At 72.0% G+C, this 11,102-nt stretch carries 10 protein-coding genes; 5 read left to right on the top strand and 5 right to left on the bottom strand.

From position 1 onward, the window contains the following. Positions 1-83 precede the first annotated feature (83 nt). A complete protein-coding gene (locus tag ACP4E5_RS12785) occupies positions 84-1,514 on the top strand; it encodes an MFS transporter (protein WP_425828093.1) in 1,431 nt (476 codons plus the stop codon). 190 nt (positions 1,515-1,704) lie between these two features. Further along, positions 1,705-2,196, top strand: coding sequence for a hypothetical protein (locus ACP4E5_RS12780; RefSeq protein WP_425828091.1), 492 nt, complete (start codon positions 1,705-1,707; stop codon positions 2,194-2,196). A gap of 14 nt (positions 2,197-2,210) precedes the next feature. Here the strand turns inward: ACP4E5_RS12780 and ACP4E5_RS12775 are convergent, their stop codons facing one another. Continuing rightward, entirely contained in the window at positions 2,211-3,371 is a 1,161-nt protein-coding gene (locus ACP4E5_RS12775) for a magnesium and cobalt transport protein CorA (protein WP_425828089.1), read from the bottom strand. A gap of 118 nt (positions 3,372-3,489) precedes the next feature. On the opposite strand from ACP4E5_RS12775, the gene ACP4E5_RS12770 reads away from it, so the two are divergent. After that, positions 3,490-4,596 (top strand): winged helix DNA-binding domain-containing protein, encoded by a 1,107-nt coding sequence (locus ACP4E5_RS12770; RefSeq protein WP_425828087.1) that lies wholly within the window; start codon positions 3,490-3,492, stop codon positions 4,594-4,596. Positions 4,597-4,606: 10 nt separating this feature from the next. Here the strand turns inward: ACP4E5_RS12770 and ACP4E5_RS12765 are convergent, their stop codons facing one another. Together ACP4E5_RS12765 and ACP4E5_RS12760 are read right to left on the bottom strand one after the other, a co-directional pair. Then, positions 4,607-5,251 (bottom strand): LysE family translocator, encoded by a 645-nt coding sequence (locus ACP4E5_RS12765; protein WP_425841259.1) that lies wholly within the window; start codon positions 5,249-5,251, stop codon positions 4,607-4,609. A 98-nt stretch (positions 5,252-5,349) separates the two neighbouring features. After that, positions 5,350-6,171, bottom strand: a complete 822-nt coding sequence (locus tag ACP4E5_RS12760) for a helix-turn-helix transcriptional regulator (protein ID WP_425841256.1) — start codon at positions 6,169-6,171, stop codon at positions 5,350-5,352. 173 nt (positions 6,172-6,344) lie between these two features. On the opposite strand from ACP4E5_RS12760, the gene ACP4E5_RS12755 reads away from it, so the two are divergent. Both ACP4E5_RS12755 and ACP4E5_RS12750 read left to right on the top strand, forming a co-directional pair. Next, positions 6,345-8,096: an AMP-binding protein gene (locus ACP4E5_RS12755; protein WP_425828085.1), complete on the top strand. Its 1,752-nt coding sequence runs from the start codon at positions 6,345-6,347 to the stop codon at positions 8,094-8,096. Beyond that, positions 8,093-9,715: an AMP-binding protein gene (locus ACP4E5_RS12750; protein ID WP_425828083.1), complete on the top strand. Its 1,623-nt coding sequence runs from the start codon at positions 8,093-8,095 to the stop codon at positions 9,713-9,715. Before ACP4E5_RS12755 ends, ACP4E5_RS12750 begins: the two co-directional genes overlap by 4 nt. A gap of 33 nt (positions 9,716-9,748) precedes the next feature. Here the strand turns inward: ACP4E5_RS12750 and ACP4E5_RS12745 are convergent, their stop codons facing one another. Together ACP4E5_RS12745 and ACP4E5_RS12740 are read right to left on the bottom strand one after the other, a co-directional pair. Then, positions 9,749-10,255, bottom strand: a complete 507-nt coding sequence (locus tag ACP4E5_RS12745; protein WP_425828081.1) for a GNAT family N-acetyltransferase — start codon at positions 10,253-10,255, stop codon at positions 9,749-9,751. Positions 10,256-10,307: 52 nt separating this feature from the next. After that, on the bottom strand, positions 10,308-11,051 hold the full coding sequence (locus ACP4E5_RS12740) for a hypothetical protein (RefSeq protein WP_425828079.1): 744 nt from the start codon (positions 11,049-11,051) through the stop codon (positions 10,308-10,310). Positions 11,052-11,102: the final 51 nt, after the last annotated feature.

Below are 11,102 nucleotides of genomic sequence, written 5' to 3'. Positions count from 1 at the left end.
CGTGGGAGACGTTCCGGGGGCGCCACGACGCGCGGCCCACGCTTACCCGCGCCCTGCGACATTCCGGAGTAACGATGGAGACCATGAAGTCGACGCACTCCGTACCCGACCAGGAACGTCCGGGACGCGCCTCGGCGCCCGAGGGCTTGCGACGCACCATCGTGCTGCTCGTGATGTGCGTCGGCATGTTTCTCGTGCAACTCGACGTGACCGTCGTCAATGTGGCCCTGCCGACCATCGGCCACGACCTGGGCGGCGGCCTGTCCGGACTCCAGTGGGTGGTCGACGCCTACAGCGTGACGCTCGCCGCGTTCCTGCTGGCGGGCGGGGCGCTCGGGGACCGTCTCGGGCACCGGCGGGTGGTCGTCGTGGGGCTCGGGGTGTTCGGGCTCGCCTCACTGCTGTGCGCCCTGGCCCCCGCCGCCGGCACCCTCATCGCGGCCCGCGCGCTCCAAGGCGTCGGCGCGGCACTGCTGTTGCCGGGCACGCTCGCCGTCGTCCAGCGCACCTTTCCCGAGCGCGCGGAACAGGCGCGCGCCCTCGGTGTCTGGGCCGGGGTGTCGGCCCTGGCGCTGCCCGCCGGGCCGCTCCTCGGCGGATTCCTGGTGGCAGCCGCCGGCTGGCGCGCGGTGTTCTGGCTGAACGTCCCGCTGGTCGTGGTGGCCGCCCTGTTCACCCTGCGACTCGTGCCGGGTGGTGACGGCGCCGCGGACCGTCGGATGGATCTGCCCGGGGCCGCGCTCGCCGCGGCGGCACTCGGCGGCATCGTGTACTGCGCGGTCGCCGCGGGCGGGGACGTGTCCGCCATGGCCGTCGCGGTGGCGGCCCTGCTGTCGGTCGCGCTCCTGGCCGGATTCCTCTGGCGGGAACGGCGGGCGACGGCGCCGATGGTGCCGCTGGAACTGTTCCGCCGCCGGGCGTTCTCCGGCGCCAACACGGTGGCCGCCGCCATGAACTTCACCGGCATCGGCACGGTGTTCGTCGTGACCCTGTATCTCCAGGGTGTGCAGGGGCACGGTGCGTTCCAGGCGGGCCTGATGATGCTGCCGCTGTTCGTGCCGCTCGCGGCCGGAGCGCCCCTCACCGGACGCCTGGTCGCCCGCTTCGGGCCGCGCCCACCGATGCTCGCCGGGCTGCTCCTGGGAGCGGCGGGCGCGCTCTGCCTGCTCGCGGTCGGCCCGGACAGCGGATACCTGGTCCTGGTACCGGTCCTCATCGGCCTGGGCGCCGGCATGGGGCTGCTCACGGCCGCGGTCGTGGCGGCGGCGCTGCGGGCAGGACCCGAGGACCGGCCGGGGCTGTCCTCAGGGGTCAACAACACCGCCCGGCAGGCCGCCGGAGCGCTGGGCATCGCGGTGCTCGGCTCCCTTGTCGGGGACCCCGCCGCACACGACAGCTTTCTCGCGGGACTGCACCGGGTGGGGGTGCTGTGCGCCCTGCTGTGGGCGGCGGCCGCGCTGCTGACGGTCTTGACGATCCCGCGGAAGGAACCGGAGGAGGCCGTGGCGGCCTGATCCGGGCCGGTGCGATGGGCTACCGCCACGGGCTTCCGCCGTGGGCCGCGGCAATGGGCCGCAAACCCCCGCCCAAGTACTCCTCAAACAACGCAAACCCCTTGTACCGCACAGCGTGTTCCCCACCCTGCGTGGTAGTCGCCCTCCGACCGAGCAGCCCCGAGGGAGAGCCAAGGAGTCGAGCGCGTGCGTGAGTTCGCCGGCGATGCCAACTTCGTGGATCCGGCCGCTCACCGTCCGCAGCGAGGGCCGGCATCGTTACTACAGCCTCGCCTCCGCCGACGTGGCCTCCGCCCTGGAATGCTTGGCCCGTCTTTCACTGCCCTTCCGGCCGAACTCGCTGCGCTCGCACCGTCGCAGCTGCTCATTGAAGGCCGCCCGCACGGGCCGAGGCCCCACGGCGTACCGGATCACCCCGGCCGGTCAGGAACTGTTCGGCGCCATCGACGTCACCGTCCACGACACCGGCGGACCGCCGGTCACCGTCCGCCACTGCGTCGACTGGACGAGCGACAGGCACCATCTCGCGGGCCGGCTCGGAGCGTCCGTCCTGTCCTCGTTCCTGGCCCGCGGCTGGGTGGCACGGACCCGTGACAGCCGGATCCTGCGGGTCGGACCCGAAGGGCAGCGGGCCATCGCCCGCTGGTTGGGTACGGCGCCGGAGAGCCTGACCTGCTCGTAGCGGGTGTGGGCTCCTCAGAGCCAGTCCCGTCGCTTGAAGATGAAGTACAGGCTGACGCACACCGTGGCCATCAGGGCGATCGACAACGGATAGCCGAGCACCCAGTGCAGCTCCGGCATGTGGTCGAAGTTCATGCCGTAGACCGTGCCGACCAGCGTCGGGGCGAAGAGGATCGCCGCCCACGACGAGATCTTCTTGATCTCCTCGTTCTGCTCGAAGCCGGCCTCCGCGAGCGCCCGCATCTCCGCGTTCTGCTGCTGGGTGACCAGCGTCGCGTTCACCGTGAGGATGTCGGCGAGGGCCTGGCGGAAGGAGTCGACGCGTTCGCTGGTGTGGGTGACGTGGTCGGCCACGTCGCGGAGGTAGCGCTGGAGTTCCTCGTCCGTGCCGTACTTGGCGAAGCCTGCCATCAGGGCGTGCAGCATGCCGACCAGGGGGCGGGTCGCGCGCTGGAACTCGACCATCTCGCGGGAGAGTTCGTAGATGCGGCGGGAGACGGCGGGGGCGCCGGAGAAGACCTCCGTCTCGATCTCGTCGACGTCGTTCTGGACGCCGGACACCACCGGCGCGTACCCGTCGACGACCGCGTCCAGGATGGCGTAGAGGACCGCCTCCGGGCCGAGCCTGAGGAGGTCGGGGGCCGCCTCCATGCGGCGGCGGACCGCCGACAGGTCGGGGGCCGCGCCGTGCCGGACCGTGATGACGAAGTCGGGGCCCACGAACACGTGCAGCTCGCCGAAGTCGACCTCCTCCTGCGCGTCCAGATAGCGGGCCGCGCGCAGGACGACGAAGAGGGTCTCGCCGTACCGCTCCAGCTTCGGCCGCTGATGTGCCTCCAGCGCGTCCTCGACCGCGAGGCCGTGCAGGTCGAACTCGGCGGCCAGCGACTTGAGTTCCGAGTCCGAGGGGCGGGCCAGACCGATCCACGCCATCGTGCGCGGCTTCTCGCGCAGCTGCCGGTAGGTGTCCGTCAGGGTCTGCGGGGTCGCGACCCGCACCCCATCCCGGTACAGCGCCGCGTTCACCACACTGCCCTGGTCCTGCGACGCCGGCGCGGTCGTGGGCGCCACGGGCGGTTGCGGGGGCGGGGGTGTCGGGTCGGTCGAGCGGCGCCACGAGTAGCGGCGCGCCCCACCGTGCTCGCTCCGGTCGCCTCGGCCCTGCCGTCGTGGCATCGCCGCCTCCCTCCATGATGACGCTGCCGGGTCCTCGGCAGCGTAACCAGCGAAGGTGACAGTGCGGTGCAGCGCATCGCGGACGGCACGTGACCTACATTCCCGTTACGGTCCGGGTATGACGACGAAGCCGATCACCGCCCGCGCCCTGGGACGCGCCACCCTTGAGCGCCAACTGCTCCTCGAGCGCGCCGCATTGAGCGCCGAGGACGCCATCGAACGGCTCGTAGGGCTACAGGCGCAGGAGGTCCGCCCGCCGTATCTCGCGCTCGCCGCGCGCCTCGCCGACTTCACCCCCGCCGCGCTCTCCACCGCCCTGGAGCGCCGCCGCGTGGCCCGGCTCGTCACCATGCGCTCCACCATCCACATGCACACCGCCGACGACTGCATGACACTGCGCCCCCTCGTGCAGCCCGCCCGCGACCGGGAGCTGCGGATGTTCCGCAAGGGCCTCGTCGGAGTCGACCTGGACCGGCTCACCGACCTGACCCGGCGCTACGTCGAGGAGGAGCCGCGCACCCCGAAGGAGATCCGGGAGCTGCTCCTGCGGTACTGGCCCGACGCCGACCCGCAGGCCCTCACCATCGCGGCCCGCGGCTGCCTCCCGCTCGTCCAGGTCACCCCGCGCGGCCTGTGGCGGCGCAGCGGCGGGGTCCGGCTGACCACCGCCGAGCAGTGGTTCGGCCGCGCCACCGAACCGGCGCCCGCCCCCGACGACACGGTCCTCCGCTACCTCGCCGCCTTCGGGCCCGCCTCGGTGAAGGACTTCCAGCAGTGGGCCGGCATCACCCGAACCAAGGAGGCCTTCGAGCGGCTGCGGCCCCGGCTCGTGACCTTCCGCGACGAGCACGGCGTCGAGCTGTTCGACCTGCCCGACGCGCCCCGCCCCGACGAGGACACGCCCGCGCCGCCACGCCTGCTCGCCGAGTTCGACAACCTCCTCCTGTCGCACGCCGACCGCACCCGAGTGATCCACGAGGTCGACCGCGGCCGCAACTGGCAGGTGAACACCGCCTACTTGACGTTCCTCGTCGACGGATTCCTGGCCGGCCTTTGGACCCTGAAGGAGAACGGTGACGCGGGCACCGTGCTCACCCTCGAACCCTTCCGGAAGCTCACGCGCCCCCAGCGGGAGGAACTCGTCGCCGAAGCCGAGCGCACCGCCGCCGTCCTGGAGGCGCCGGGTCCCGTCACCGTGGACTTCGGCACCGTCCGGTCCCCGTGACCGTGTCCGCTCAGTCCGCCCGGCCCGTCGCCGCCACCGTCACACCGAGGCCTATCAGCGCGAAGCCACCCGTCCCGCCGATCATCGACAGCCGCCGGTCCGAGCGCGCGAACCAGGTGCGCGCCGCCGACGCCGTGAGCCCCCACAGCGTGTCGGTGACCAGGCCTATCGAGATCGGAATCAGGCCCAACAGGAGCATCTGCGTGGTGAGATGACCCAGGTCGTGGTTCACGAACTGCGGGAGCACCGCCGCGAAGAACACGATGCCCTTCGGGTTCGTCACCCCCACGAGCACCCCGTCGGCCACCGTGCGCAGATCGCCGCGCGGTGGTCCCGCCGGGCCCCGTATGTCCGAGGCCTTCAGATCGCGCCGGTGCCGGAACGCCTGCACGCCCAGGTACACGAGGTACGCCGCGCCCGCGAGCTTCACCGCCAGGAACAGCGCGGCCGACCGCTCCACGAGCGCGCCGATGCCGAGCGCCACCGCCACCACCAGCAGGTACGAGCCGACGACGTTGCCGAGCGCCGTCGCCACCGCGGTGCGCCGCCCGTGCGCGAGCGCCCGGCCGATCACGAACAGCACGCTCGGCCCCGGCACCACGATCACCAGCAGCGACATCGCCGCGAACGCCAGGTACCGGTCCATCGACACCATGTCCGCCATGCTCCCCACCCCCTTCGTCCCGTCCCTCACCCCACGCAGACCATTGAAGCCCACGCCACTGACAATCGACCCCGCGAGCCCGACACCCGCTACGGCAACAGCCCCGCCCGCCGAGCCGCCACCACCGCCTCGCCCCGCGTGTGCGTCCCCAACTTCCGCATGGCGGCGCGCAGATAGCCCTTCACGGTCTCCGGGCGGAGCCCGAGCCGCTCGCCCGCCCCCGCGTTCGTCGCGCCCGACGCCACGCACGCGAGCACGTCCACCTCGCGCGGTGTGAGCGTCACCGGCGCCTCGGCGGGCCGCACCGGATCCGCCGCCACCGCCAACTTGCCGCACACCGCGAGCAACTCGCCCCGCAGCCCCGGGTCGACGAGCTTCGGCGCGAGCGCCCGCAGCGCCCCGTGCGCCTCCCGGACCTCCTCCCACGCCCCGGCGTCCTCGGCCGCCGCCGGGGCCCGCGTCACGGCGAGCAGGGACTGCACCTCGTCGCGCACCACGAGCGCCTGCTCCACGTCCCGCGCCGCCGCCATCGCCGCGTCGAGCGCCCGGTCGCCGAGCGGTCGCGCCGTGCGCAGCGCCCCGTACAGGACGCCCCGCACCCGGCGCCGTACGACGACGGGCACCGCGAGGACCGAGTGCAGGCCCTCGGCCGCGACCGCGGCGTCGTACTCGTGGCTGATGTGCCGCGAGCCGTGGTAGTCGGTGACGGCGCACGCCCTGGCGAGGGAGAGGGCCTTGCCGCCCAGGCCGTTGCCCGCCGTGATGCCGAGGCCGCGCAGCGCGTCGGTCGACGCGCCGCTGAGTTCGGCGATCCGTACCTGTCCCGCCGACCGGTCAGGGCCCGCGGTCAGCCCGCCGAAGGCCACCGGGAGCCCGGTGCCCCGGCGCAGCCGCACCAGTGCGGCCCGCATCTCGACCGCCTCGGCCGCTCCTGCGCTCACCGTCCATCACCTCGCCGCGCACTGTTCACCCCCGTATGGGGGTGGTGAGACCTGCGTCACTCCCTACACGATGGCAGACACGACCCGCGACGGTGCGGGACATGCGGTGGATCCCGGGCCACCCAAGGACTTACGGAGCGCAGATGACGACGGCGAACGGACCGACAGCGAACGGACCGACGGAGAACGCGGTGGCGGGCAGCGGGGCGGCGGACAGCGGGCCCACGGCACAGTTCCGCACAGCCCGTGACTTCCTGCTGGAGCACGCACGGGACTACGAGTCGGCGTACGAGGGCTTCTCCTGGCCCCGCCCCGAGCGCTTCAACTGGGCCCTCGACTGGTTCGACGTCATCGCCGAAGGCAACGGGCGCACGGCCCTGCACATCGTGGAGGAGGACGGCCGCGAGATCACCCTCTCGTACGGGGAGATGTCGCTGCGCTCCTCGCAGGTCGCGAACTGGCTGCGCGCGCAAGGGGTCCGGGCCGGCGACCGGGTGCTGCTGATGCTCGGCAACCAGCAGGAACTGTGGATGGCGATGCTCGCCGCGATGAAGCTGCGCGCGGTCGTCATTCCGGCCACGCCGCTGCTGGGCCCCGCGGATCTACGGGACCGGGTCGAGCGCGGCCGCGCCGCCCATGTGATCGTGCGCGCCGCGGAGACGGCCAAGTTCGACGAAGTGCCCGGTGACTACGGCCGGATCGCCGTCAAGGACGTGGGCGCGGCCCCCGTGCCCGGCTGGCTGGACTTCGACGACGCGTTCGCCATGGACGGGGAGTTCGAGCCCGACGGCGAGACCCGCGCCGAGGACCCGCTGCTCCTGTACTTCACGTCCGGCACGACCGCCCGCCCCAAGCTGGTCGAGCACACCCATGTCTCGTACCCCATCGGGCATCTGGCGACGATGTACTGGATCGGGCTGCGCCCCGGCGACGTGCACCTCAACATCTCCTCGCCCGGCTGGGCCAAGCACGCCTGGTCGAACTTCTTCGCACCGTGGAACGCCGAGGCGACCGTCTTCCTCTACAACTACACGCGCTTCGACGCGGGGCGCCTGATGGCCACGATGGACCGCGCGGGAGTGACGTCCTTCTGTGCGCCGCCCACCGTGTGGCGCATGCTGATCCAGGCCGACCTCTCGGCCCTGAGTACGCCGCCCAGGGAGGTCGTCGCCGCCGGAGAGCCGCTGAACCCCGAGGTCATCGAGCAGGTCGAGCGCGCCTGGGGCATCACCATCCGCGACGGCTTCGGGCAGACCGAGACCTCCGTCCAGGTCTCCAACAGCCCGGGTCAGCGCCTCAAGTCCGGCTCGATGGGCCGCCCGAGCCCAGGTTTCAAGGTCGAGCTGCTCGACCCGGTGACCGGAGCGCCCGGCGCGGACGAGGGCGAGATCAGCCTCGACCTCTCCGCCCGCCCCGTCGGCCTGATGGTCGGCTACCACGGCGACCCGGAGCGCACGGCGGAGGCGATGGCGGGCGGCTTCTACCGCACCGGCGACATCGGTTCCCGCGACGCCGACGGCTACCTGACGTACGTGGGCCGCGCCGACGACGTCTTCAAGGCCAGCGACTACAAGATCAGCCCCTTCGAGCTGGAGAGCGCCCTGCTCGAACACGAGGCCGTCGCCGAGGCGGCCGTCGTGCCCGCACCCGACGAGCTGCGGCTCGCCGTCCCGAAGGCGTACGTCGTGCTCGCCGAGGGCTACGAACCGGGCCCGGACGCGGCGAAGTTGCTCTTCGAGCACTCCCGCGCGGTCCTCGCCCCGTACAAGCGCGTGCGCCGCATCGAGTTCGCCGAGCTGCCCAAGACGGTCTCGGGGAAGATCCGCCGCATCGAGCTGCGCGAGGCCACCGCCAAGGGGTCCGCCGCCGAGTACCGCGAGGAGGACTTCAAGTGAGTGCCGCAGCGGGGGAGTTGTCGTACACGCACGGGGTCAGCGAGGTACCGCTCCTCGGCGACACCGTCGGCCGCAACCTGCGACGCGCCGTCGAGGCGTGGCCCGAGCGCGACGCGCTCGTCGATGTGCCGAGCGGGCGCCGCTGGACGTACGCCCAATTCGACGCCGATGTCGATGAATTGGCGCGCGGACTGCTCGCCCGGGGGATCGCCAAGGGTGACCGCGTGGGCATCTGGGCGGTCAACTGCGCCGAGTGGGTGCTCGTGCAGTACGCGACCGCGCGGATCGGCGCGATCATGGTGAACATCAACCCTGCTTACCGGGCACACGAGTTGGCGTTCGTGCTCAAGCAGTCGGGTGCCTCGTTGCTCGTCTCGTCGACCGAGCACAAGGGCACGGACTATCGCGACCTCGTACGGCAAGTGGCTCCGGAATGCCCCGAGTTGCGTGATCAGGTGTTCATCGGCACGGACAGCTGGGACGCCTTGGTGGCGGCGGCGGACGGCGTCACGCGCGGCCAACTGGCGGCTCGAGAGGCCGAGTTGTCGTGCGACGACCCGGTCAACCTCCAGTACACCTCCGGCACGACCGGCTTCCCGAAGGGGGCCACGCTCTCCCACCACAACATCCTCAACAACGGGTACTGGGTGGGGGAGACGGTCGGCTACACCGAGCAGGACCGGGTGTGTCTGCCCGTGCCCTTCTACCACTGCTTCGGCATGGTGATGGGAAACCTCGGCGCCACCACGCACGCCGCCTGCATCGTCATCCCCGGCCCGTCCTTCGAACCGGCCGCCACCCTGCGCGCCGTGCAGCAGGAACGGTGCACCTCGCTGTACGGCGTACCGACCATGTTCATCGCGGAGTTGAACCTGCCGGACTTCGCGACGTACGACCTGAGCAGCCTCCGTACGGGGATCATGGCGGGCTCGCCGTGCCCGGTCGAGGTGATGAAGCGGGTCGTCGCCGAGATGCACATGGCCGAGGTCTCCATCTGCTACGGCATGACCGAGACGTCCCCGGTGTCCACGCAGACGCGCCGCGACGACGACCTGGAGCGGCGCACCGGCACCGTCGGCCGCGTCCTGCCGCACATCGAGGTCAAGGTGATCGACCCGGTCACCGGCGTCACGCTGCCGCGCGGCGAATCCGGCGAGCTGTGCACGCGCGGGTACAGCGTCATGCTCGGCTACTGGGACGAGCCCGAGAAGACCGCCGAGGTCATCGACGCCGGCCGGTGGATGCACACGGGCGACCTCGCGGTCATCCGCGAGGACGGCTACGCGCAGATCGTCGGACGCATCAAGGACATGATCATCCGTGGTGGCGAGAACATCTCCCCGCGCGAGATCGAGGAGTTCCTCTACGCGCACCCGAAGATCGCCGACGTACAGGTCGTGGGCGTGCCGCACGAGAAGTACGGCGAGGAGGTGCTCGCCTGTGTGATCCTTCGCGACCCGGCGGACACGCTGACGCTCGACGAGGTGCGCGCCTACTGTCGCGACCGGCTCGCGCACTACAAAATCCCGAGCCGTCTGCGCCTTCTCGAACGATTCCCGATGACCGTCAGTGGGAAGGTCCGGAAGGTGGAACTCCGCGAGGGATACGGGGAGTTGTAGAACGAACAACGGCAATCAACAACAGGGGAGCCCTCACAGGTCCCTTCGCATGCACACCCTGGGCCACCGGTCCAGGCCGTGCTCGGCCTCGGCCGCGCGGATCGCGCGCAGCCCCGGTGTGAGTTCGGTCCCGGAGAGCCGGCGAAAACCGAGGCGTTCGTAGTACGGGGCGTTCCACGGAACGTCGGCGAACGTGGTCAGGGTGAGGCCGGTCAGGCCCTGGACGCGCGCGCAGTCGGCGGCGCACGCGATCAGGGTCTGGCCCACGCCGCGGCGCGCGGCGTCGGGGTGCACGGTGACCTGCTCGACGTGAAAGGCGCCGTCGACCACCTCGGCGACCAGGTAGGCGACCACGGTCCCGGTGTCCTCGGCCGCGACCCAGGCGTGCCCCGCCCGCCGGAACCGCTCGAGCTCGGCGAGCGTGGGCGGCGCGTCGTCGGCGACCGCGGCCATGTCGACCGTACGGAAGATCTCGCCCGCGGCGGTCTCGATCGCCTGGAGGCGGGGGAGGTCGGCGGGCTCGGCGCTGCGGATCGGCATGCCGCCAGTATTGCTCCCCTACTACGCCCCTACTACGCCCTTACCTGTGCTCCTACTGCGCCCCGCCCGCGATCAGCTCGTCCGCCGGGCTGTTCACCGGTTGCGGCACCCCGGCCAGGTCGAGCACGAACAGCGGGACGCCGAGGGCGTCGGCGCGGGTGCTGGCCTCGTCCACGTAACCCGCCAGCGAGAAATAGGCGCAGGCCGCGGACTCCGTCATCGACTGCAGCCACAGGCACTCGACGTCGCGCAGCGTCGCGGGCCGCACCGACGGCTCGACCTGGGCCACGACTCCGCTCGCCGCGAGCCCGATGCCGGAGGGCGGGCGCTGGTCGGCCCTGCGTATGTCGTCGTAGCCGAGCCAGCGCAGATACAGGGCCGCGGCCGTCACGGCGTCGCGCGCGGTGCGGATGGCGACGGGCTGGAACGCGGGACGGGCGGGCGGGGGCGAGTCTGCGCGGTCGGGCGGCTGCGAGGCCGTGGGCGAAGGCGAGGTCGTGCGCGGCAGCGGGATGTGGGCGGGCGTGGGGCCCTGGTCGTCGTGGACGGGGACGCGGAGCACGGAGCCGCAGGCGCAGCCCAGTTCCGGCCGGGGCCACCGGTCGTGCCGCCCGCACATGGGGCAGCGCAGCGTCATCCAGTCGTCGTCCCAGGTGCGCTCCGAGACGGGGACGGGGGCGGCGCCGCGCACCATCGGGGGCGCGACGGGCGCACCGCAGGCGCAGGGCAGGGCCTGGGGCGCGTACAGATGCTCGCGCCGGCAGGTGGGGCAGCGCAGATGGGTGGGCTCGGCCATGGCAACTCCCCCTCGGTCCTGCCCCGGGAACGGATCGACGTCGGTCTCATC

It is taken from the genome of Streptomyces fractus (assembly GCF_049844455.1).
GTDB lineage: Bacteria > Actinomycetota > Actinomycetes > Streptomycetales > Streptomycetaceae > Streptomyces > Streptomyces fractus.
This window is presented reverse-complemented; position numbering and strand designations above follow the sequence as displayed.

What these genes read in the sequence shown, in the direction of transcription:
- ACP4E5_RS12785 (WP_425828093.1), top strand. Translation starts at nt 84, where the DNA reads ATGAAGTCGACGCACTCCGTACCCGACCAGGAACGTCCGGGACGCGCC.
- ACP4E5_RS12775 (WP_425828089.1), bottom strand. Translation starts at nt 3,371, where the DNA reads ATGCCACGACGGCAGGGCCGAGGCGACCGGAGCGAGCACGGTGGGGCG.
- ACP4E5_RS12770 (WP_425828087.1), top strand. Translation starts at nt 3,490, where the DNA reads ATGACGACGAAGCCGATCACCGCCCGCGCCCTGGGACGCGCCACCCTT.
- ACP4E5_RS12765 (WP_425841259.1), bottom strand. Translation starts at nt 5,251, where the DNA reads ATGGTGTCGATGGACCGGTACCTGGCGTTCGCGGCGATGTCGCTGCTG.
- ACP4E5_RS12760 (WP_425841256.1), bottom strand. Translation starts at nt 6,171, where the DNA reads ATGCGGGCCGCACTGGTGCGGCTGCGCCGGGGCACCGGGCTCCCGGTG.
- ACP4E5_RS12755 (WP_425828085.1), top strand. Translation starts at nt 6,345, where the DNA reads ATGACGACGGCGAACGGACCGACAGCGAACGGACCGACGGAGAACGCG.
- ACP4E5_RS12745 (WP_425828081.1), bottom strand. Translation starts at nt 10,255, where the DNA reads ATGCCGATCCGCAGCGCCGAGCCCGCCGACCTCCCCCGCCTCCAGGCG.
- ACP4E5_RS12740 (WP_425828079.1), bottom strand. Translation starts at nt 11,051, where the DNA reads ATGGCCGAGCCCACCCATCTGCGCTGCCCCACCTGCCGGCGCGAGCAT.